Source organism: Paenibacillus sp. BIC5C1, from assembly GCF_032399705.1.
GTDB lineage: Bacteria > Bacillota > Bacilli > Paenibacillales > Paenibacillaceae > Paenibacillus > Paenibacillus taichungensis_A.
The window spans coordinates 1,533,750-1,557,470 of sequence record NZ_CP135922.1 but is presented as its reverse complement, the minus strand read 5'-3'; the positions used below and the strand labels follow the sequence as shown (position 1 = coordinate 1,557,470).

18 protein-coding genes and 2 tRNA genes are annotated in these 23,721 nt (G+C 48.1%); 6 read left to right on the top strand and 14 right to left on the bottom strand.

Annotated elements, in window-relative coordinates; translation table 11 throughout:
• Window positions 1-4: 4 nt before the first annotated feature.
• Together RS891_RS06945 and RS891_RS06940 are read right to left on the bottom strand one after the other, a co-directional pair.
• Window positions 5-676, bottom strand: coding sequence for an MgtC/SapB family protein (locus RS891_RS06945; RefSeq protein WP_315794879.1), 672 nt, complete (start codon window positions 674-676; stop codon window positions 5-7).
• Between the two features lie 211 nt (window positions 677-887).
• Entirely contained in the window at window positions 888-1,487 is a 600-nt protein-coding gene (locus RS891_RS06940; protein ID WP_315796210.1) for a flavin reductase family protein, read from the bottom strand.
• Between the two features lie 170 nt (window positions 1,488-1,657).
• Between RS891_RS06940 and RS891_RS06935 the strand changes: the two genes are divergently transcribed.
• Window positions 1,658-2,356: an ArsR/SmtB family transcription factor gene (locus tag RS891_RS06935; protein WP_315794878.1), complete on the top strand. Its 699-nt coding sequence runs from the start codon at window positions 1,658-1,660 to the stop codon at window positions 2,354-2,356.
• Between the two features lie 124 nt (window positions 2,357-2,480).
• On the opposite strand, the gene RS891_RS06930 is transcribed toward RS891_RS06935, so the two are convergent.
• The 3 genes from RS891_RS06930 to RS891_RS06920 all read right to left on the bottom strand — a co-directional run bounded on the left by RS891_RS06930 (window position 2,481) and on the right by RS891_RS06920 (window position 3,273).
• Window positions 2,481-2,569, bottom strand: a tRNA-Ser gene (locus RS891_RS06930).
• A gap of 5 nt (window positions 2,570-2,574) precedes the next feature.
• A tRNA-Asn gene (locus tag RS891_RS06925) sits at window positions 2,575-2,650 on the bottom strand.
• Window positions 2,651-2,811: 161 nt separating this feature from the next.
• On the bottom strand, window positions 2,812-3,273 hold the full coding sequence (locus RS891_RS06920) for a SprT family protein (protein WP_063564440.1): 462 nt from the start codon (window positions 3,271-3,273) through the stop codon (window positions 2,812-2,814).
• A 124-nt stretch (window positions 3,274-3,397) separates the two neighbouring features.
• On the opposite strand from RS891_RS06920, the gene RS891_RS06915 reads away from it, so the two are divergent.
• Both RS891_RS06915 and cmpA read left to right on the top strand, forming a co-directional pair.
• Entirely contained in the window at window positions 3,398-3,754 is a 357-nt protein-coding gene (locus tag RS891_RS06915; protein WP_113051863.1) for a hydrolase/acyltransferase, read from the top strand.
• A gap of 228 nt (window positions 3,755-3,982) precedes the next feature.
• On the top strand, window positions 3,983-4,126 hold the full coding sequence (cmpA, locus tag RS891_RS06910) for a cortex morphogenetic protein CmpA (RefSeq protein WP_090808144.1): 144 nt from the start codon (window positions 3,983-3,985) through the stop codon (window positions 4,124-4,126).
• A 153-nt stretch (window positions 4,127-4,279) separates the two neighbouring features.
• Here the strand turns inward: cmpA and RS891_RS06905 are convergent, their stop codons facing one another.
• The 6 genes from RS891_RS06905 to RS891_RS06880 form a co-directional block, all read right to left on the bottom strand.
• Window positions 4,280-6,502, bottom strand: coding sequence for a Tex family protein (locus RS891_RS06905; RefSeq protein ID WP_315794877.1), 2,223 nt, complete (start codon window positions 6,500-6,502; stop codon window positions 4,280-4,282).
• A 274-nt stretch (window positions 6,503-6,776) separates the two neighbouring features.
• Complete coding sequence (locus RS891_RS06900; RefSeq protein WP_113051861.1) at window positions 6,777-8,966, bottom strand: alpha-galactosidase; 2,190 nt, start codon at window positions 8,964-8,966, stop codon at window positions 6,777-6,779.
• A gap of 234 nt (window positions 8,967-9,200) precedes the next feature.
• Window positions 9,201-9,551: a type II toxin-antitoxin system PemK/MazF family toxin gene (locus RS891_RS06895; RefSeq protein ID WP_024630714.1), complete on the bottom strand. Its 351-nt coding sequence runs from the start codon at window positions 9,549-9,551 to the stop codon at window positions 9,201-9,203.
• Between the two features lie 3 nt (window positions 9,552-9,554).
• Window positions 9,555-9,836, bottom strand: a complete 282-nt coding sequence (locus RS891_RS06890) for a CopG family ribbon-helix-helix protein (protein WP_024630715.1) — start codon at window positions 9,834-9,836, stop codon at window positions 9,555-9,557.
• Between the two features lie 261 nt (window positions 9,837-10,097).
• The gene (gene alr, locus RS891_RS06885) at window positions 10,098-11,285 is read right to left on the bottom strand and encodes an alanine racemase (protein WP_315794876.1); all 1,188 of its coding nucleotides are present in this window, start codon (window positions 11,283-11,285) and stop codon (window positions 10,098-10,100) included.
• Window positions 11,286-11,743: 458 nt separating this feature from the next.
• Window positions 11,744-12,946 carry a DUF4367 domain-containing protein gene (locus RS891_RS06880; RefSeq protein WP_315794875.1) on the bottom strand — a complete coding sequence of 401 codons (1,203 nt, stop codon included), beginning with the start codon at window positions 12,944-12,946 and terminating at the stop codon, window positions 11,744-11,746.
• A gap of 294 nt (window positions 12,947-13,240) precedes the next feature.
• Here RS891_RS06880 and RS891_RS06875 point away from each other — a divergent pair, with 294 nt between their 5' ends.
• Window positions 13,241-14,734: a serine hydrolase gene (locus RS891_RS06875; protein WP_315794874.1), complete on the top strand. Its 1,494-nt coding sequence runs from the start codon at window positions 13,241-13,243 to the stop codon at window positions 14,732-14,734.
• A gap of 42 nt (window positions 14,735-14,776) precedes the next feature.
• Here the strand turns inward: RS891_RS06875 and RS891_RS06870 are convergent, their stop codons facing one another.
• Window positions 14,777-16,606 (bottom strand): ABC transporter substrate-binding protein, encoded by a 1,830-nt coding sequence (locus RS891_RS06870; protein WP_315794873.1) that lies wholly within the window; start codon window positions 16,604-16,606, stop codon window positions 14,777-14,779.
• Between the two features lie 141 nt (window positions 16,607-16,747).
• On the opposite strand from RS891_RS06870, the gene RS891_RS06865 reads away from it, so the two are divergent.
• Complete coding sequence (locus tag RS891_RS06865; RefSeq protein WP_315794872.1) at window positions 16,748-17,998, top strand: MDR family MFS transporter; 1,251 nt, start codon at window positions 16,748-16,750, stop codon at window positions 17,996-17,998.
• Between the two features lie 157 nt (window positions 17,999-18,155).
• A complete protein-coding gene (locus tag RS891_RS06860; RefSeq protein ID WP_315794871.1) occupies window positions 18,156-20,330 on the top strand; it encodes a serine hydrolase domain-containing protein in 2,175 nt (724 codons plus the stop codon).
• A 158-nt stretch (window positions 20,331-20,488) separates the two neighbouring features.
• Here RS891_RS06860 and RS891_RS06855 read toward each other — a convergent pair whose 3' ends face one another.
• Together RS891_RS06855 and RS891_RS06850 are read right to left on the bottom strand one after the other, a co-directional pair.
• A complete protein-coding gene (locus RS891_RS06855; RefSeq protein WP_315794870.1) occupies window positions 20,489-21,553 on the bottom strand; it encodes a hypothetical protein in 1,065 nt (354 codons plus the stop codon).
• Window positions 21,553-23,388 carry an HSP90 family protein gene (locus RS891_RS06850; protein ID WP_315794869.1) on the bottom strand — a complete coding sequence of 612 codons (1,836 nt, stop codon included), beginning with the start codon at window positions 23,386-23,388 and terminating at the stop codon, window positions 21,553-21,555. Before RS891_RS06850 ends, RS891_RS06855 begins: the two co-directional genes overlap by 1 nt.
• Window positions 23,389-23,721: the final 333 nt, after the last annotated feature.

The window sequence follows — 23,721 nt, the reverse complement described above, 5'->3', positions numbered from 1 at the left end:
AGATTCACCTCATATCAACCGATCGAACGTGAGGCACATCCTGCAATAAAATAATTAATTGCTCGGCCCGATATGATCCAGGCAGTTGCAGAGTGAATTCAAGTACAGTCTCCTCCCCGGAGTCTGTGCTTATTTGCTGTTCGGTTTTGAATCCGACCACCGAAATTTTCTCCTGTCCCAGCAGAGCCAAAACGTTCTTGAGGGTGTCTCCTTCCTTTAGCAGACGAATGGTCAGCGTCTCTGTTCTCGCGGACACCAGCCAGCGTGTCGGCCGATGCAGCAGCATCTGGGCCACAACAATAAGCAGCGTTACCCCCGCCCCTGTCCAATACAATCCTGAACCCACAGCCAGTCCCATCCCTGCGGTCGCCCAAATTCCCGCCGCTGTCGTCAATCCCCGAACCGTGTGGCGCTGTGTGAAGATCATCCCGGCTCCAATGAAGCCAACCCCACTGACCACCTGTGCGGCAATCCTGGAGGGGTCAAGCGAGAGATTCGCCCACCCTGCCTGATCCTGAAAGCCATACTTGGATACAATCATCATCAATGCTGCACCCACTGCAACAACAAAGTGTGTACGTATGCCCGCTTCCTTCATTCGGTTCTTGCGCTCATATCCGATCAACACGCCGCATATGCCAGCTATGAGTACACGCATTAAGTATTCCATTTCCATGTTCATCACCTCTCTTATGTATATGCTTACATGTATCTTTCTTTACTATTTACCCAATCCCTGCCTAATAAAATAACCGAATGTTTTGATTACCCACATTAAAATCTCAATGTAGCCTCAATATAGATAGAAAGAAGCGGCACCCCAACCGGCACCACTTCATATATTCTGGATCACTTATTGGTTGTCTATGCTATACAGACCATATACATCACTTCTCTGCCCGAAAACTCTCCCCATGCCTTTCTCCAAGTCCATAATAATGTCGGAAATTATAAATTAAAGGATTCCACTTCTCCGGGTTAATCTTGTTCAAACCTGATATCAGGCGGGTATGTACATGTACCTTCAACGCCTTTACTTCCACAATCGCCATGAATGGTGTATGTTCGGGAATACGAATGTGTTGTACCGCGGCTTCAATCTGGAGCGGACACTCCGCTATTTTATCCGGCTCAACTCGAATTGAACTTTGGGGTGTCAGCCCAGAGATGGCAAATTTATCATCACAAAACTCAAACCCCATCATCCTTTTCTCCCCCGGAACGGGATATATTCCGGTATAACGCCCCAGTCCCTCAACCTGCTCCCACATGGATGCATCCGGCAGATTAATCACACATTCGGGATGACGACTCAAGTTCTCAAAGGCTTTGCCCTGAATACCGACTCCAAGTACCAGGCAGTCACCCAGTGCCCATGATGAAGAAAGAGGAGACAGGTTTGTCGTTCCATCTTCATTTAAGGTGCTCAGCAGCAATACCGGTGTGCCATAGTACAAAATACTTGGAGTTATCACCTCGTGCTGCATCAGCTCTCTGTTCAAGTTCCTATGGTTCTCCAGTTTATACTCTTCTTGCGTTTTATCATTGGTATACATTACTTCTTCCTCCATTCTGCAATCCATCCCTTCCATCTCTTGGACTGTAATTCATGCATGATTGAATTGTAATACACCAATAGTTAAGGTATCATCGAAGTATGAATACATATCCGAATATTTCTGTGATTGCATCATTAATTGCTGATCCCAGTCGTGCTGTTTTTTTGGAAGCTTTGTTGGATGGTCGTGCCCTTCCTGCCGGCGAACTTGCATACATGGCAGGTGTTACTCCTCAAACAGCAAGCAGTCATCTCGCCAAGCTGGTCGAAGGCGGGCTACTCGTCGTTGAACAGCAAGGACGACATCGATACTATCGTCTCGCAGGCAAAGAGGTAGCTTTTCTGATTGAGACGATGGGTAGTATCGCTGCACCTGTACAAGTGAGATCCCTCAAACAGTCCAACCAGCTTCAGCATCTTAGCTTTGCTCGAACCTGTTATGGGCATCTGGCTGGAAAATTGGGGATAACATTGTGCGAAGCTTTATTGGGGAAAGGTTATCTCGAAGAACCTGAGGATGAGCAGGCCAAGGATTACCACATTACAGAGAAAGGGATTCAATGGTTCACTTCTTTTGGCATTATGCTTGAAGGGAAAGCCGGATCACGCCGTGCTGTGGCTCGCAAATGTTTGGATTGGAGTGAACGTCGTCACCATATCTCCGGAGTACTGGGAGACGAACTGGGACGCCGCTTGTCTGAACTGGGCTGGACTCGCCAGAAGACAGGTAGCCGTTCGGTGGAAGTCACGGAAGCTGGCAGGAAAGGTCTTCATGAGGTACTGGACATTTCATTATAGGTGGAAAAAGAACATTCTTTCCTGTACTTGTGTACTTGGAAAAATAATGATACACAAAAATCCCCCTCCTCAGTATCCGTTAAAGGTTACTGAGGAGGGGGATTATGTTTTGTTTTATTCAGAACGGAGAGAGAGGGATTCGAACCCTCGCACCGCTTACGCAGTCTAACCCCTTAGCAGAGGGTCCCCTTATAGCCACTTGGGTATCTCTCCAAGAATGGCTCCCCGAACAGGGCTCGAACCTGTGACAACTCGATTAACAGTCGAGTGCTCTACCAACTGAGCTATCAGGGAATAATAATCTTGAATAACCTAAATTTATCATGATTAATATTCCAAGTCAACATGCCTTCGGTGACTTTCTTAATAAGCTTTTGATACTCTTATTAATAGTCACCTAGAGCACAGTACACATGGCTCTGTGGTAACGAGTGGTGCTGCCAAATTCGTTCACCTCAGATGGTATGAATCCCCAACTTGCCCGCACATCGACCACAGCGATACCTCTTCGGATCAACTTTGCGTTTACGTAAATATTCCGTGCCGCAGCTCTTGCACACCAACTTATAGCGATACGGTAAGGGCTTTCTTCCCTTTCCATCCGGAAGGGACTGGCAGAACCTCGAACCGCCTACCTTCTGCAACAAGGCCTTGAATTCAGGGTCCCGGTGTTGATAGCCGCGTCCACGAATATGCAGATGGTAGTGACACAGCTCATGCTTAATAATTTTCTCAACCTCTTCCCGCCCATAAGCTTCGAGCTGATGAGGGTTAATCTCTATTCGATGACTCTTGAGCATGTAACGCCCACCCGTTGTGGTCAGACGACGGTTAAACAGCGCCTCGTGAGTGAACGGAACCCCGAAATGATCCAGTGATACCTGCTCAATCCATTGCTGCAATTCCTCATTTTCCATCAGTTTGTCCTCCTTTCACACCCCTTGGGCCATTTGTTTGTTTTTCCGCCATAATACTTGAATTTTAACCGTTTCGTGAGCTACACTGTCAAGTAGAATGTATGAGGGGAGATTATTACTCGTTATGCCTACAATGCGCTACGTCATCCTGCAGCAGGAACAACAATTGCAGTTTGTGGAAATGCCTGCCGATTACGCTTATCAACTCAGTGCGCTCAACCTGCGCCTACACAAAGAAATTGACAAACTTACCGCAGCAGATGTACCTGTTCTTCCTTGGGCAATCGCCGAATGTGACAATCTTGATCTCCTGGACGAGCAACTCTCCATCATCGGAGGCCTTGATTATATCAATGCGCTTGAACAAAGCTTCTCAGCACTAAAAGAGAGTGAATATCCTTTGATTTCTCTGCTCACTGAAATCCGGGCGCTTCAGGCACAACTAGAGCAATGGTATGAAGAAGAGATGGAATCATTCTAATCTACTTTTGGACTTATTATTAATGCAGATGGAACCAAAAGCGCATCTCCTAAAAGCGGAGGGTTGCGCTTTTTTTCATTTTTTTCAACCCTACATTCATGAGCCCCGTCCTCATATATCTGTCTAGATATTGATTTTTCCGTGTTCATCACGGGTTAATTCGCACAGTCCAGGCTATTGCCACATATGCTAACGTACAGATGAATTATGCAAGAGGAGGAGATACCCTTGCCTCAATGGCTTTGCAATCAACTGATGCGTGCATTTCACAAAAAGGATAGCAGACAGATCAAGCTGCTGAACGAATGCTGGTTCTTTTACCGAAACAAACCGACAAGTGGCACCCCGCGCAGCGCGGACAGCGAACTCTAAGAACCTGACGCCACTCTCTCCGTCCACTTCAAGCTCTCACTTCTTTCATAAAATCCCTTCGAAGAATACAGTACGGGCAACAGTACTATTATAGCTGACAACAAACAGCCTTCCCATAACAGGGAAGGCTGTTCTCCGATCATTGTGTCTGGATTAGGAAGACTGCTTAGAAGAGGCAGGTTTCTTCATCGTGAGGCCGACACGGCCTTTTTTGGTATCCACGTTCATCACCCAAACCGTTACATTATCTCCGACAGATACAACATCCATCGGATGTTTGACGTAACCGTTACTGAGCTGTGAGATGTGGACAAGCCCGTCACTCTTGATGCCGATATCAACAAAGGCACCAAAGTCGATCACGTTACGAACCGTACCTTGCAGCTCCATGCCTTCCACCAGATCCTCAATTTTGAGCACATCTGTGCGGAAGATCGGTAGCGGCATTTCCTCACGCGGGTCACGACCCGGACGCTGCAAGCTGTCCAGAATGTCACGCAGTGTAGGCACACCCACATCCAGCTTCACAGCCAGCTGTTCCGGTTGTTGCTCCGACAGGAGAACAGACAGTTCCTTGCTGCCCAGCTTGTCCAGCGCAACCTGAAGCTCCTTAAAGAGCTGGTCTACGACCTTATACGATTCAGGGTGAATCGGTGTGCGATCCAGCGGGTTCTCGCCTTCGCCAATCCGCATAAAGCCTACGCATTGCTCATAGGTTTTGGCACCCAGACGCGGCACCTTCTGCAACTGGCGACGATTCGTGAACCGGCCGTTCTCTTCGCGGTATTTCACAATATTTTTGGCAATGGTGGCATTTACACCCGCCACATAGGACAGCAGTGAAGGCGAAGCCGTGTTCACATCCACGCCCACATGGTTAACTGCGGATTCCACAACAGCCTTCAAGCTTTCTTCCAATATTTTTTGGGATACGTCGTGCTGGTATTGGCCTACACCAATGGCTTTAGGGTCAATCTTAACCAGCTCAGCCAGCGGGTCTTGCACCCGGCGGGCAATCGAAGCAGCACTCCGTTCAGCAACGTCCAGATCCGGGAATTCTTCCTGGGCCAGCTTGGATGCAGAATATACACTCGCTCCAGCTTCATTGACGATCAGATACACGAGACTTTCGTCCCCGTTCTCCTGAATAATCTCGGCAACAAACTGTTCTGTTTCACGGGATCCGGTACCATTGCCGATGACAATCAACCCGATGTCATATTGCTTGATCATCCGATGGAAAACCTCGGCAGCTTCACGCTTCTTGTTGTGCGGTGGCGTTGGGTACGTAACAGCCACTTCCAGCAGCTTGCCCGTATCATCGACCACAGCCAGTTTACAACCGGTACGATAGGCAGGATCGACACCAAGCACACGTTTTCCATGAATCGGCGGCTGAAGCAGCAGATTACGAAGATTAGCGGAGAATACGGAAATCGCTTGGTTTTCGCCTTTTTCCGTCAGCTCTGCACGAACCTCACGCTCAATCGAAGGGGCAATCAATCGTTTGTAAGCATCTTCAATGACATCACGCAAAACGTCCTGTACCGCAGATTCACCCTTAATGATTTGTCCTTCCATATGGCGGTGAGCCGGTTCAGGCTGCACGTCCAGGCCCACTTTCAAAATGTTTTCACGTTCACCGCGGTTAATGGCAAGAATACGGTGAGGAGGCATTTTTTTGGCTAATTCACGATAATCATAGTAGTTCTCATATACAGATTCCTGCTCAGCATCCTTCGCTTCCGAAGTCAGCATGCCATGATCGAGCGTATAACGACGAATCCACGCACGAATAGCAGCATCATCTGCAATATTCTCAGCCAAAATGTCTTTGGCTCCCTGAAGTGCGACCTCTGCATCTTCTACCCCAAGTTCAGCATTGATATAACGCGCAGCTTCCTCCATGACATTGCCTTGCTTCGGTTGACCCCAGATCCAGACAGCGAGTGGTTCAAGACCTTTTTCCTTCGCTACACTGGCACGGGTTTTCCGCTTCTGACGAAACGGACGGTACAAGTCCTCTACTTCCTGCAGCTTAACTGCCTGCGTGATAGACTGTTTCAGTTCTCCGGTCAGCTTGCCTTGTTCCTCTATAATACGGATGACTTCCACTTTGCGGTCTTCCAGATTGCGCAAGTAAACGATGCGCTCTTCAATGAGCCGCAGCTGGTTCTCATCCAGCTCTCCAGTCATTTCTTTACGGTAGCGGGCGATAAATGGAATCGTATTGCCTTCGTCCAGAAGCTCCGACGTAGTGCGGACCTGCTTCAAGGACAGTGACAGTTCCTTGGCTACCTGTTTGATGATTCGTTCATGGCGTTCTGCCTTTATTGTTTCTTCATTGGGTTCCAGAACCGTTTCCTGTTCAGACAAATAAATCCCTCTTTCCTTCCTGAATCGTTCAGTTGAAGCTTGTTCAGGGCAGCTTTGCTGCTGTAATCACAGTATCGAACCTGCATCATGCAGATTCCTCTCCCCTATATTATCACAAAATCCCGTTCAGATTTCCAGCATTCGTCCAGGTTACAAGTTCTTACAATTGAGATTACGTATCAAATCTTACTCTCAGCCATTAGAAAAAAACCGAAAAACGTCTCCCCGACGTCTTCCGGTCTCCCCTGATAAACACTGCAATCACGCCAGTTTATTATACCCGTTCGAAGCGGAACATTTCACTCAGATAGTCTCCCGATGCACGGCCTACAGAGATCCCACCATACATCAGCGCATCCCCGGTAAACGTCTCGGAGCCACCTTTCAGGCGGTAATCCGCATCAGGGTCCAGGCCCTTCAGCTTCAGACGTTGGAGCGGTGCATTCGGTTCAGACAGCACACGGAAGTAGAATACAACAGCTTCTCTGCCATCTGGTGCAATAAACATCCAGGCCGTTTCATTTCCCTCAAACGGACTTAGCAAGCGCCGGAACGTTCCGTATTGGATGGTTCCCCGAATTTCTTTGTACAGCTCAACCTGCGCCTTTACAATGGCATTCTCTTCCTCTGTGAAACGAGTCAAATCCAACTCGTATCCAAAGTTACCCGACATCGCGACATGTCCACGAATTTCTAGAGAAGTAATTCGATTGACCTGGTGATTAGGTACAGCTGAAATATGTGACCCCATTGAACTTACCGGATATACCAGGCTTGTACCATACTGAATACGCAAACGGGATATCGCGTCCGTATTATCGCTGGTCCACGTCTGTGGCATGTAATACAGCATGCCTGGATCGAAGCGGCCACCACCACCTGAACAGCTCTCGAACAGGATGTTCGGGAACGCTGAAGTGATTCGTTCCATAACATCATACAGCCCGAGCATGTAGCGATGCGCAGTCTCGCGCTGTCTGTCTGCTGGCAGCAATGCAGAACCTATCTCCGTCATATTCCGGTTCATGTCCCATTTCACATAAGTGATCGGCGCAGATCCAAGCACATCGCTTAGCATGCGTACAATCTCATCACGCACATCCTGACGGGAGTAATCGAGTACCAATTGTTGGCGCCCTTCCGTCCGGCGGCGATCCGGCACATGCAGACACCAGTCCGGATGAGCACGGTACAATTCGCTGTCTGGCGAAATCATCTCCGGCTCGAACCATAATCCGAACTGCATGTCCAGACTGGTTACCCGGTTGGCCAAATCATCCAGGCCTTGTGGCAGTTTGTTCTTGTCCACAATCCAGTCACCGAGTGAGGAGTTATCACTGTCTCGATGTCCAAACCATCCATCATCCAGTACGAACAGTTCAATGCCAAGCTTCTTCCCCGCCTGGGCGATCTGCTCAATTTTATCTGCATTGAAGCCGAAATAGGTCGCTTCCCAGTTGTTGACCAGAACCGGACGCTCTGCATTGCGGAATTGTCCGCGTGCCAGTCTCTCCCGGTACAATTCATGATACGACTGGGACATGCCATCCAGACCTGCATCCGAATAAACCATGACCGTCTCAGGTGTCTGGAATGACTCCTGCGAATCCAGCTTCCAGCTGAACTCAAACGGATTGATTCCCAGCGATACACGAGTGGTGTGGAACTGGTCCACTTCTGCCTGTGCAGTAAAGCTGCCGCTATATACAAGACTGAACCCGTAGACTTCACCCTGATCCTCGTCTGTACCCGGTGTCATCAGTGCAATGAACGGGTTCTGCTGGTGACTGCTTGAGCCGCGACGACTCTCGATGCCTTGCAGGCCGGAAGCAAGCGGTCTGCGAACGATGTCCCGTTCACGAGTCCATGCTCCTGACAGTTGCAGCAATTCGTAATCGGCATGCGGGAAATCAACGGAAGAACTGAGCGCACGAGCAATATTGACCGAGGTAGCGCTCTCATTAATGATGCGCATGGAACGCGTAATCGCATTAAATGCTGTAAAGGCCGTGTAGCTAAGTTCAATCTTGATCCCTGCAACACGGTCTTCCAGTTCAACGATGAGTGTCTCGGCTTCATCGTCAGACTCGACATAAGTTGCTGGCAGTCCCGTAAGCGCTGCCTTTCCTTTGATCAATCGGTGGCCTGTATACGTAAACTCTGAAACGGTTGAACCATTCTCAAGCTGTAGTTGAATTACCGGATTACGGAAATCACTCGTCCCGTATACGGGCAATTCTTGCGCCAATGTGTCGAAAGAGATCGTCCGATCTTCCGGCACCGGATTCGGGCTGAACGAAGCACGCTCTGTACGCACATGAAGCCAGCTCAGATCAGTATCACGCAGTTTTTTGCCATAATATAAATGTACCAAATATCCCGAAGGCAGGACCTGAAATACATAACTTGCCTTTTGAGTCTGTAGATGAAATTGAAGTTTCTCCTGATCAATATAAATGCTCATATGTCTCCTCCACCTCTATATATGTCGTTTAACGTAAACGGTTTCTCAGGTATCATTATAACGAAAAGCTTCACAATGTTCTACGCTTTCATGAAGCTTTAATCAAAAGAGCGTACCCCGGCCGTTAGGCTGTTGTACGCTCTCTTGATTGCTGTCTGAAATTGTGTGTTCCTGAAAGGAACATCCATTGTCTACGGACGGCGCGGCAGAACAAAGAAACAACTGCCGGATGCCTTAAAAATCGATTAAACCCAGGCTGATCTGTAAGGCTTCGTTGACCAGTTTCATGGTCTCCTCGTCCAGATGGGTAATCTTGTCGGTCAGCCTCTGCTTATCAATCGTCCGTATTTGTTCGAGCAAAATAACCGAGTCCCGGTCAAAGCCGTGTGCCGCCGCATCAATCTCCACATGCGTCGGCAGCTTTGCCTTTTGGATCTGGGCGGTAATCGCCGCCACAATACAAGTAGGACTAAACCGGTTGCCGATGTCATTCTGGATGACCAGAACCGGCCTGACTCCACCTTGCTCGGAACCGACAACGGGAGAAAGATCCGCAAAAAAAACGTCACCGCGTTTTACGATCAATGTCTACACCCCGCTAACTAAGCGGTCCAGAGTGCTGTCCGCATCTTCCTCCGCGTGAAAGGCCTCGGATGCCATGGTGAGGTTAATCTTCGCCATCTCCATGTACCCTCGCTGCATCGATTCACGGATGTAACGTTTCTTACGCTCCGTCAAATACAGCTTCATGGCCTGCCTAATCAATTCGCTGCGGTTGGAATTCTCCAGCGCTACGATGCCATCCACTTCTTGCAAAAGATAATCAGGCAAACTGATCATGATCCGCTTGGTGTTCTGCAAGTTGGCCACCTTTCTTCCACCCCCACAAACCTTTCGCCATTGTGAACCAGTATTACGTTTTTCCAGAACTTTTATACAAAGGAATATATATGCCCCGAGTATATCAAGTATGCTGTACTCCATTATAAACACGGGGAACATTATTCGTACAGACCAAACATCTCTTTTCAGGATTTTTCATCCCAGTCATCATTCATAATTCGAGATGCTCCGACAGTTTTCCTTCTGTTCTGAAAAAAAGTTTATTGGAAATAGCGTCCAGTCCAGCTATCAGGATGTCAAAAGAGGATTGATTCTGGCGACTACTGCTCCATGACGGGTATAAACCCGCGGGATTCGATGCGCCATCATGCAGATCACTTCGTAGTGAATTGTACCGAGCTGAGATGCCACCTCGTCTGCAGTTATGACTGCACCCGATTGGTGACCGATGATAACAACCTCTTCGCCGACTTGAATTTCTTCTGCTTCTGCTGCAAAAGATTGTAGCGACACCATACACTGATCCATGCAGATCGTACCGACGACGGGAACACGGCGGCCGCGCACAAGTACTTGTGCTTTACCTGACAGCATTCTTGAAAATCCGTCTGCATAGCCGATAGGCAGGGTCGCTATTCGTTCGTTCCCATGTGTTACATAACGGGTTCCGTAGCTGACACCCCAATGGGGCGGCAACGTTTTGACCAGAACCGCCTTCGTCTTCAGTGTCAATACCGGGGACAGCTTCACCACCTGATGATTCACCTCTGCCGTAGGATACAGTCCGTAAAGGCTGATTCCCACACGCACCATATCGTAGGACAATTCCGGCGTATCAATGGCGGCGGCGCTGTTCGCCGTATGTATAATCGGGATGACACATCCCTGATCCCGCAGCGCATCAACCACGCCTCGGAACCGTCGATACTGCTCCAGTGTATAGGTCTTGTCTTTTTCATCCGCCTTGGCAAAATGGGTAAACATGCCTTCCAGCATGACCTGATTCACCTTGGCTGCTTCCTGAATAAAAGCAAGTGCCTCATCGCCAGGCAACAGACCAAGCCTGCCCATACCGCTGTCGATTTTAATGTGAACCTTCAGCTTACGAGAGGATGTGCCCGTTTCCAAATGTTGAATGGCTTCGAGTACTTCTCTACTGAATAGCGTAATGGTTACATCATGTCTCCAGGCTTCAGCTATGCCTTCTGGCGGCGTGTAGCCCAATACTAGAATCGGAAGGGTAATTCCGTGTTGTCGCAATTCAAGCGCTTCGTCAAGAAAAGCTACACTTAAGTAATCCACACCAACTCGTTCCAGCTCTCTGGCCGTTTCCACTGCTCCATGCCCATAGGCATTTGCCTTCACACAAGCGAGCAGTTTCATGCCTTGCGGCAATGCTTCGCGGAAAGCGTCTACGTTGGTGCACAAATGATCCAAATTGATTTCCGCTTGGGTCGGCCGATATTGTTCTTGCACGTTAAGTCACCTTCTCTAATCATCTTAATCCGGCTCACGTCAGACTCCATCGTAATGCTCAAGCATGTGACTGTCAAATGAACGGAAGATCTGCAGTCCAAAACACATACAGGAGCGCTATCCCGGAGTCGGGAGCAAACGCCGAATAAGACCTATAAGCCAGACCATGAATGAGATAATCACCTCTGCATAACGCAACTTATCTGCTTATATCGTATTAATTACCCGGTTCCTCCCGCGTAGAAGCGTGTTTTGCATTATTGAGTCCACTGGACCTAATCCCTTGCTTATCTTACGCAGGATCATCGGCTGTTGATACCTTTAGTTTCAACGGAAATCAAATCCTGTGAATCACTGCTATAAGGCAGGAAAGATGACCTCTATATGCAGCAAAGCACCGGAGAATATCTCCGATGCTTCTTAGCATTCCTTATGTTAGGACGACTATACTTTCCAAATCATTTCCCTGACTCTTCCTGCATGGAGGTCGCAATCTGTATCATCTCATTATCTGGCAAATCTGCGCTTGTAATCCTGTACTCTACTCCATCTGACATCCATGTGAGTGTCTGCAACGCATCTCCGCTTATCATACCGAGGGTGAATCCAAGATCCAGAACACGCGATGGGGCAAGCGATACGGCTCTGTCCTGCGGCCGCGCTTCAAAAATCGTGTAGTTATATGTTCCTTCGTAGCGAAGCATAACCGAATAGTCTCCTGATCCTTCCACGATCTGATCGTCTTTCAGTTTGACCCCTTCCGGGGCATATGTCGGCTGAATAACTCCGAAGCTGCCTGTACCTTCCGGCTCAGCCGATGTAGGTTCTTCGGTTCCTTGCCCGCTGGCTGGATCTTCTGAACCTTGCTGCTCGGCGTTATCACTCACACCCGTCTGTCCGTCACTAACGGTTCCGCTTGGATTCGATGCAGAACCTTCCTCTGTTGCAGATTGAGGATTGGTAGTTTCTTTACCATCCCCAGCAGGAGCCGCGCCTGAGTCAGCACCTGGCTTGCCTCCATTTTCAGTAGCAGCAGTCATATTACGCTGCATGTCAAAAGCGTCTTTCTCAAATGCGGTACCAAATTTGAAGCTATCGAACTTCACATCGACCACCACATTGGCATTCGAATCGGATACTTCAACCTGTTTTGGAGCGTAATCACTTTTGTTTAACCATATTTTCTGTCTGACCAATGCATGTGTATTGTAGTTGGCAGCTACATCGAATACATAGCTTTCCTTCTCATCGGCAAACTGGCGGGTCGAATCACCTGTTATGCTGCGGATCAGCGTCTCGTAGAGGTAAACCTGGCCTTGGTTATCCGGCCAGTTACTCTGGAAACGGAAGCTTTTGTTCTGGCTCGGCGTCAGGACAAATACGCCCTCATCATTGCGCAGTACAATTTGCGTTACATCTTTTTTGGCATTGGTTAACGCGATACGATAATATGAAGGCTTTTGATGCCATACCTCGACCTTGTACTGCTGCGGCGTATCTCCGGTATGCAGCGTCATAACGCCTGCCCCCTGATAACTTTCCATTTCTCCTACGACTTCGTTCAGATCTTTGACCACGGCTGCCGCATCCTTCTTCCCGCAGGCGGCAAGTAAGGTCGATAAGACCAATACCATGGCAAGCATCCATGATATTCGGCGCATGACATCATCCCCTTTAGCACATGTTTTCACTTCAGGATTGTGCGTACAGCAGAACCCCTACTTGATTAGTACATGTTATGAGGGACTTGTTCGATATATGCGGACTAGTTTGACAAGCATTGCATCATCTAGTGCCGCAATACCCTGTCTGGTAACAAAATCAGTCTCGGGTAGGATGTAAAATCCAACCATATTCTTCATAGTAAATACAGATAACAACCCAACCAATGTATTACATACCACTATTATGTAGCTGAATTGATGTACAACTCTATTTTAAACTGGAGGAAAATAATGAACACAACCTACCTTCACTCATTGCTGAATGGATTGGATGATTTTGTGGAAGAGCAGCTTCAACGTTGGAAAGGAGTAGGTGTCGCCGTAGCGGTTATCCACAAGGATGAAGTCATTTTGCAAAAAGGATACGGTTATCGCGACCTGGAGTCCAAGCTTGAAGTCACCCCCCATACCTTATTCGCAATCGGTTCAAGTACCAAAGCCTTCACAGCATCAACCGCCGCCCTGCTCGTCGATCAGGACATTCTGAAGTGGGACACACCTGTCAGAACGTATTTGAAAGACTTCAAAATGTTCGATCCTGTAGCCACAGAACGCCTGACCATCCGCGATATGCTCTGTCATCGCTCCGGACTTCCAAGGCACGATATGGCATGGTACAACTCATCACGGAGCAGAGAAGAACTCGTAAACGCGCTTCAGTATCTGGAGCCTAATGAGGACTTTCGGAACAAGTGGCAATATCAGAACCTGATGTATATGGCAGCTGGTTATCTGGTGGGTCAACTCAAAGGAACTTCATGGGAGAATGTTGTCCAGGAGTCCCTGTTTAATCCACTTGGTATGAATTCAAGTGTCTTCTCTGTTGATGAGATGCAGAATCAACCTGACTTTGCATTCCCCTATATGGATCAAAACGGTGAGAATACGCGGATACCTTTTCGGAAACTAGATGCCGTAGGCCCTGCTGGCTCCATTAACAGCAATCTGGTTGATATGATCGCCTGGGTGCAATTTCAATTGAATCAAGGGCAACAGGGTGGGAAACAGCTGATTTCCAAAGAACAGTTGGCTATTACACGCAGCCCGCAAATGGCTAGTGATTCACCGTTCCACTGCAAAGAGCTACCTGTTAGCACGTATGGTCTGGGCTGGATGATTGATTCTTATCGCGGACACGCCATGATTCATCACGGTGGGGCAATTGATGGATTCGCTTCACAGGTCGCCTTTTTACCGGAGGAACAGATCGGTGTTGTAGTCCTTTGCAATACCAATGGAAGCATTCTTCCCTATACGATTTCTTTTAACGTTATTGATCGTTTGCTTGGATTGGAACCTGTAGATTGGAGCGGGAGATTAGCCAAATTAATGACTGGAGAATCAACTGATTCCGAAGCAGCAACAAACACCATAGAAACACCAGCTACTCCAGAAACCTCTGTTGAGGAAAAATCTGTAGAAACTCAGGTTCATCCCCATGATCGTCCTTTATCTGCGTATGCGGGAAGTTATAGCCATCCGGGTTACGGCGAAATCGTTATTCAACAGTCGAACGATGGTTTACAGGCCACTTTGAATGCCATTGAAATGCCTATGGAATACACTGGAAAAGATACGTTTTCCGTAGAGCTTGTCCTGTTTGGCTTGAAAATCACTTTTACGTTTAAGGCAGATGAACAAGATACAATAAGCTCTATATCCATACCATTGTTGCTCGAACCAGGCACGAATCCGATTGAATTTATTAAGACGCCTTCAGTATAAAAACATCCCCTCCAGCCTATCCCATTGTAGTAATTACATTCTTTACCACAATGGGATATACGCCGGATAACTCGCAGTATCTTCTTCAGTATTCGGACTTCTCTTCACCCACAATCGACGCAGATCAGGCATACCGAATGCTACTACACGATAATCTTGAAGCGAAACGTGGTGTGCATGTTCTTCCCTGAAGCTGTATGTAGGCAGGAGCAAGGCCTCTTGAATGAGCCGTTCCTCCAACGTCATTAGCGTACGCAATCGTTCAGCACTATCCTGGATCATAACGACGTGTCTGCATTCACGTTCCAGCTCGCTTTTTCGCTCGTCATCCAGTGCCATGAGGAACAGCGTATTATGGAACGTATACATCGTTAGTAGACTCAGCGTCACATGCTCATCGAACACTTCACCCGTATAAATCACATCATAAGAGGCGAATTCATCATGGTACACGGCATCTACCGGATTACCTGGCGTAACACTCACTTTCAGTCCAATAAGCGCACAACGATGTGCGAACCAGGCCATGTCTGTCTCCATTTTCTCGCCTTCCTCTACCCATACACTCACGATCTGGCCTGCATAACTGCTTCGTTGTAACAGCTCTGAAGCTCTTACAAGGGAAGCGTCCGCAGAGAGGGCTGTTGGCTTCAATTCTATCCGTTCAAGCACCCGCTTTTCCTTGGAATTATCCCGAACCAAGCTATATGCAGCCTGTACACCTGAGTGTGCCAATGCCCCCATCATCTCCTGTGGATCCATCAATTGCTGAACAGCCTGACGAAAGTATAAATCCTGCTGTGGGCCTGCTTTTCGCATATTAAAAGTCATATAAACGCCGCCCTGAACCTCATGTTGAACCGCACGAGCCTGTCCATCTGGAAACAAGTCCTGTTTGATCACTGACTCCACTAGACCCGTCTGAGGAAGCTGCCATATTTCAACCCTATCAATAAATGCCCGCCCCCTAAAATAGGAGGGGAATACCTCCAGCACAAGCAGCTTGGGATGATTACGTGTCAATCGGTAAGGCCCCGTACCAATCGGATGCATCGGGTCAAGTTCCACATCATGTGGCAAGATGGATGCATTCATGCTGCTCATCAAATCCGGGAACATAAAGTTGGGAAACCGCAACACAAAGCGCACCATTAGCTCGTCGAACGTTTCTATGTGATGAATGGAACCAAACAGTGCCCTGCAGGGGTTCTCCTGATCGGAAATAATCCGTTCAAATGTATATCTTACGTCCTCTGCATCAAGCATTCTGCCATGGTGAAAGAGTATGCCTTTGTGTAAATAAAAGGTCCACTCTGTTCCATCAGGGTTGCTCTCCCATGCAACGGCAAGACTCGGTTCACAGACTTGGCGTTCGGCGTTGTACTGCACCAAGCGATCAAATACCTGCGCAACAATTCCAACTTCTCCCCACATGTAAGCTCGGGTCGGGTCCAATGTCTCAAAGGCAGTCTCCTGTGGAATTCGAAGCGTATCAACTCTTCCTCGAGCGCCGTGATCGGAACGCAGACCGAACTGACCTTGCAATCCTTGCAACAATATTTCTCTCATCGAGAACGGCATCGTTGAAGCCAGCACATAGGCCTCTTCCAGCTTGTTTCCCTGCAACAGTTGATCAAATCGTTCCTGAACAGCCTGTAACAGTGGATGGCAAAAAACGAGCACCGATGTCTTCCCTCTGCCGCGTTGTGGGCTCCATCTGATCCAGCCATGATCCATAAATTTGTTCATTATCAGATTCATATTGCGCATCGTACAACATAAATGATTCGCCAGTTCACCAATCGTTGTATGTATTTCTTCCTCTTCGTCTACATTCGAAAAGGCCATGCGAAGCTGAATATAATGATCCATGACCTCCACAACTATCCCTGCCTTTCCTTCCCCTGAGTAAAATACGAAATTGACTCGTACGCTTCTACAGTTTTTCTTCAGGTTTTCCTCCATTATACTCAGGTACATCGACAACACCAACGGGAAGGAAGAAAACTGCACATGAAATATACTGATTTACATCGCAACATCAAGATTCGTATCATTACTGATTTTTTTACGGATCTAACTCAGAAATCCATTATTCCTTTTATGGCGATTTATCTGAGTGTCCAGATTGGTGCAGGCTGGGCAGGCATGCTGTTAACCGTTAATATTGCTGCCTCCATGATTGTTGGCTTGGGCGCAGGATACTGGTCTGACCGAGTCGGGCGCAAGAAACTGACGGTCATCGCCCAACTGCTGCAGGTATTCGCCCTGTTCTGGCTGGCTGCCGCTAACTCCCCATGGCTCGACTCCGTTCCTTTAACTTGTGCAATGTTTCTGCTTAGCAGCATCAGCTCGGGTATCACCGGGCCCATTGCCAATGCCATGATTGTAGACGTGAGCAATGAACATGAACGTCAGTATGTCTATGGGCTGCAATATTGGACCACCAACGTTGCCGTTACGATTGGTGCGCTGATGGGCGGGTTATTATTCGAGTCCTTCCGCTTCATTTTGTTCAGTCTGGTATGCATAGAGAGCCTGGTTACATTATTTATTCTCTTGTTCTATATTCATGAAACAATGGATAATAAACACTTCAAGCAGCTTAATGCCCCAATTAATAGAAATATACTGAAAACGTATAGTGATGTACTTAGGGACAAGCGTTTTATGGTGTTTTTCACCGCAACGGTACTGGCTGTCTCTCTGGAGTTCCAAATGGATAAATACATCGCCGTTCGTCTGAAAAATGAATTCAACGCCCAACTGTTCCGTTGGGACATCTCAGGTCTGCAGATGTTCAGTCTGATCATGGCGATTAACACTGTACTCGTCGTAATCATGGCCATTCCATTCTCCAAATGGCTGGGGCGTTTCCAATCCAGATTTATCATGACCGTTGGCATGTGTCTGTACACTACTGGTTTTGCCGTGCTCGCTTTTAGCAATTGGGCCTGGCTGCTTATTACATCCGCTGTACTGTTAACCATTGGTGAAATCATGTATGCGCCTGTCCGTCAGGTCATGCTTGCTGGCATGATTCCCGACTCCGACCGTGCTGCCTATATGGCCGCTGACGGCATGAGTTATAACACGGCCGCTCTGCTGGGGAGTCTTGGCCTAACGATGGGAGCCTTTCTGCCTTCTTATGCAATGGCTGGCCTGTATGTATTGATGGGTATCGGTGCTCTTATATTTTTCCGGCAGTCGCTTCCCCGGTCAACGGGTCAAAGTGAACCACAACCTTGTGCAGATGCCTCTTAAATTCCAAGCTCCTCTATGCTGTATTTGGCTCCTGATCGTTGTGAGTTCTATAGAGGAATGGATATCACAATCTACTCTCTTGAAACCTATCGGGGCAGTAATCAGTAATAAACAGGAGAGTTCCTTTTACAAAATTTTCTTTTGAAGGAGTGTTTACATGCATTTATCCAATCGAAGCACCCGCTTCAGGCTCACCTCCCTAACGGGGGCGTTCATGGCGTTGGTCCTGTCCCTCAGTTTATGGGCACCCGCCGTGCATGCGGAGACCGCACCTGCTGCGGTCGATGAAAAAGGAAAAGTGACAGCGCTGACAACGGAGTCCGCAACAGCCTTTCTGGATTCATTTTTTGATTCCGCCGAAGCGAAGGCCCAATATGTAGGTGCTTCCGTAGTCGTTGTCAAAGATGGAAAAGTCGTGGCAGAGAAAGGGTATGGATATTCCGATCTGGAGAGCAAAGAGCCCGTTGATCCGAAAAACACCACCTTTCGTATCGCCTCGGTCTCCAAAACATTCACATCAGCCGCTGTCATGCAACTCGTAGAGCAAGGCAAGGTGGATCTGAAGGCTGATTTTCAGACCTATGTGAAAGGACTGGAATTCGATAATCCTTTTGACAAACCTGTAACGGTAGAGAATCTGCTCACTCACACCACCGGATTCGAGATTCGCGACCCGCAGCAGGAAGACATCCATGATGATTTTAACAAAAGTGTATCGATGGAGGATTATGCCAAGTTACATATGCCACCTGTCGTTAGAGAACCTGGTAGCGCCTACATGTACGACAATTTCTCCTTCCTGCTACTTGGCATGATTGTGGAGAATGTGAGCGGCGAGCCGTTTGAATCGTATATGCAGCAACATATCTTCAAACCTCTGGGTATGGATAACAGCAGTTTTATGCTGAACGGCAAGTTCAAAAACCAACTTGCAACAGCCTATGATGCGGGCCATAATCCACTCGACCCGTACACCCTTTCCCCAGCACCCATGCCTCAAGGCGGCATGCTCTCAACGGCAGAGGATATCGGTAATTTCATGATCGCTTTCCTGAATGATGGTGTGAAGGATAACGAACGTATTTGGAAAGAATCTACAGTAAAAAGCATGGAACAATACCGTTCTTCCATTCATCCGCTGCTACCCAATACCACTTATGGATTTGAAGCTGCTTTTCAGCTTCCGGGTGCAGGCAGCAGTTCCAAAATTATCACCAAGGCTGGCGACCTAATCGGATTCAGCTCTTATCTCTTCCTTATTCCTGAGCAAAACACAGGTGTCTTCCTTACTTACAACCAAACGGGAGCACTTCGTAATCTCTTCTATCCTGCCTTTATCCAAACGTTCTTCCCGCAATATGCGGAGCCCGTCAAGTTCAAGGACTATACACCTCAAACTGTTGATGAGCTGCAACGCTTCGCCGGGCTTTACGCGGATCTGCGACTGAGCACCATTGTCAGTTCCTTGAAAGAGGGCGGCAAAGAACCTGGACAATTGAGCATTTCGGACGTCTTCCTTGGCCCACGTACCCTGATTCAGGTTGAAGATAATCTCTTCAAGGATGAATTAACAGGCCAGTTCACGGCGTTCAAGGAAAATGATGATGGAACCATCTATATGAAAGAACCTTATCTCAACCCCATGGGTTATGAGAAAAAAGGACAGAAACCCCAAGGTTTTCGGGATGTCCAGGCAAATAGTCCTTATGCTGAAGCTATCTATGGATTACAATCCCTTGGATACTATAGCAATGATGCAAGTGAAGCTTTTCAACCCAAAAATGCGGTTACACGGGCTGAATTCATTGAGGATGTCCTTAAAATGAGCGGGCTGAAGGCCAGTAAAACGACGCCACCTGCGGATACCGACTGGGCAACTCACCCTGCTGCCGGTTACATTCAGCTAGGTTATGAATCCGGCATGATAGCAGGTGCGGATGAGAAACAGTTCAAACCGGATCAGGTCATCACACGTCAGGAAGCCATGGTGATGATCTGGAGAAGCCTCCAGCTGCAATACCCAAATGAACTGTTCGAGGATGTGAAGCTGGCTGGGCAGACAGATGCTTGGGCGGTGCCTGCAATCCAGATGATGGTTAAGCTAGGTATCCACGGTCCTGAAGTGAAGGCGCTGGAGGATGGATCAGTCGATTTCCTCTCCCGCAAACCACTGATTCGCCAGGAAGAAGCAGCGATTATGTACCAGCTGTTTACACAGCCAACCGACAAGATCGTAGCTGACCTGATGACAAAGCAGCCGCAATCAGAAACTTCCTCAGATGAGGAAACTGCCGAAGATACAACCGCGCCTGCAACCGTAACTCCTGAATAACCGAAGTAGCAATTTTATATTCACGGTATAAAAAAAACGATAAACAGGCTTGTTCAAAGAAGGATAATCCTCCTTATGAACAAGCCTGTTTTGGTTAGCACGGTAACCTTCTGGCGTACCATTTAATGGTACGATGATATTCAAGTGATAGTCGCAAGTTATGGATTAAATACCTCGCTTAACATAGAAGAGACATGTTGATTGCCATTCCGCTGGTCATATTTGTCTGCGGCTGCTTTGGCATATGCGGCAAAATAGTCGGCCATTTTACGTAAATCCCCCTGGTCTTCTTCATAGGGAAATGAAGCAGGAAGCCGCAATCGGTATCCTGGAGATTCGTCAGCCCAGCGACGCAACAGTTGTGCCGCTCTGGCATAGAACATCATTTTGGCAAATGGATCTTCATGGTCCATCGCAAGCACTATATTTTCTTCCAGAACATCGATGCCCTTCGCCGGGTTAGTCCGTGCAAGATAATCCATCTGCTCAGCAAAGCTCTGCACAAAATCATTATGTCCTTTGATCATGCGATATCCTTTGGCCTGATGTTTGTCAGCTTCATCAACCCTGCCAAGCCGGTATAGCGGCATCAAAATCTCCGATAAGGTCAGGTGCGGAATTTCGGCACAGCTCATTCTCCCTTTCAAAATGGGCTTCGCCGCTTCCAATACCTTCTCATCCTCACCTACCAGTATCCAGTAGCGCATGATCTCGTCCTGCTCACAGGCTTCACAATCACTCATAAAGTCACGGTCCATATTTCTGAACTTCGTGTAGCTGGTACCGGCCTCCTCCAGCTCGCCAAGATCCATGGATATGCGGAACCGATAATACCAATACGAACGCTCGCTATACCCAAATGATTTGAAGCGACGTCCAAAGTCCTCCAGCAGCTCCATCATTTTATCGCGAGACACTTCCGGGAAGCTGGATAACTCGCCCAAAATCCATTTATACGACCACATTAACGTTTCTTCATCATAGCGTTCTGGCTGTTGATCAAACTTGCCCAGCTGCCAGGAAAAAGCAATTAGTGCTTTCATCGGATAACCGCAGAATGTCGCGGTCTCCACGATCTCTGAACGCGCTTCGTATGCTTCCTCCTCCATGCCATTCACATCGGCAACTCTTGCCGCTTCCTCCAGCATGCCAAGCTTTGCTGTTCCATTAGGCAGGCCATATGCCTCATCCATCAAATCCTCAAAATCCATTTCGGTCTTCATCAAGCATCCCCCTTGCGATCTGTATTCGCACGCAAACCCCAATCAATAAAACGAACGATGCCCTGATTCAGCACCTCAAGCTCCTGCCGATTCATCGCATAATGCCCCATCATTAGTGCATTGACATACAACATCTCAATGGCAATCGGAGTCATTTGGGCATCCGGTGAAGTCAGGACCCGCTGAATAATTGGATTGCTGATGTTTAGGTACAGGGTCGAATAACCTGCGGAACTAATGCCGGATGACAATGATCCAAGGACAGAGGAGAATAATTCTGTACTCTCCTCACTTGCTTTTTCCAATGCACGCAGCGTGGAAGACTCCTGCGAGAGCGTGAACAGCACCGGCAAATCAGCTGGCTTGAAGCCCTTGACCTCTGCACGGCTGCGGAAACGTTGCAAAGCAGAGTCAGCAAGGCGCAAGGCATCATAATACTGATTCCGTTCAGCCGGCGGCACGTCGGTGAAACTCATGGATACCTCATCCGGCTGCAACCGCTGCGTCTGTACATGCTGCACCACTAGCGGCAGCATGGCCATCAAATCGCTGTCATAGATGTATCCACCGTTGATGACCAGCATCGATTGGGCTGACGCGACATGATGAATCTGACGATACTCATCCACCGTGGTCGTGAAGTACAACGTCTCTCCCTCGCTCATCAACTCGCCCAGTTCCCGATGACCACGTGTACTTTCAAATGGAAGCCAGCGGTGAATCATGGCATAGAACTCCTGATCCTGCACAGCCAGTGCTTTCATCGACAGCGCATGCAGGCGAATCAGCTTTTGCAGCCGTTCCGTCTGGTTCTCAGCCATGTCGGTCAATCCTTTACGAAGGGCATCGCCAAGTTCAGAGCGAACTTCTTCCAGTTTTTCATTTTCATAAAAATGTTCCCGTGAAGCCGTTGGTTGAAGCTCGTCCGTCCAGATCAGACATTTCACGAAGAAGGCCCATTCCGGCAAAATATTCTCCGCCTTCTCCGAGATCAGCATTCGCTTCAGGTACACCCGGTGAGAACGCTTGGCATTCAGATTGACAGCATGGGGGAGTACAAAAGCTATACCTCCTGTACGGCCTGAAGCCGTCGTCAGTGGAATGAAATCCTGAAACTTCTCCCCAAGCAATCGTTCACCAAAAGCCAGCACTTCCGCTCTGCGTCCACGTGCAAGCTCGGGCTCCATCAACCAGACCGGGGACTGGCTATTGACGATATGTTGAACACTGTCGCTATGCAGGATGACTGGATAAGGCAGCAGCGCTCCATAATAGAACAAGGCTTCTTTAACATATTCCGTTTCAAAATAATGGGCTGCATCCGGCGTACACCGCAGATATACTTTTGTTCCCGGAGACAGCTGTGTCTCCAACTGTCTAATCGTATACGTACCGTCGGGCTTACCCCGCCACTCCATCGAAGGTCCACCCTTCGCGGATTGCGTCAGCATGACGATTTCATGGCTCACCATGAAACAGGACAATAATCCGATTCCGAATCGTCCGATAAACGAAGTCTCTCCATCCAGCAAGGCCTGCTGCCCACGCTTCGAGGATTGTCCGATCATCGCCAGAAACTCATGGATGTCAGCTTCAGTCAAGCCAATGCCGTTGTCCTCCACCATCATGGTTAACTGCTCGCCAGTTCCGGTCAGTTCCACACGTACTTCACCCTGGAATCCCGCTTCTGCCTCTGTTCGAGCTGTAATGGCATCAGTCGCATTTTGCATTAATTCACGTAAAAATACTTTAGGGCTGCTGTATAGATGGTTCGATAGAATCTGGATCATACCGCTCAGGTTCACCTGAAAGCGATACTCATTGGATGCTGTCATTTCGCTCACCTTCCTCTGGGCCAAACACATCGGATGCTTTCTAATGGAAGTGTTCATATGATGTGTTAGACGAATTATTTATGTAATTACAAGAAATGAGGCGTTCCAGTGGATGGATACGCCAAGTAACGACGTCAAACCGGCCTTGGCTAACCAAGACCGGCGTTAGATGAATATTCAGGCATTCATGATATGACAGAGGCCTTAAGTCTAATTACCACGTTATGGATGGCAATGAAACGGGATATTGCATCCTTTTAACCAGAATACATGGTATAGACCACTATGAAAACAAACCTGAGACCCGATTTCGCCGGACTTTAGGTTGAAGTT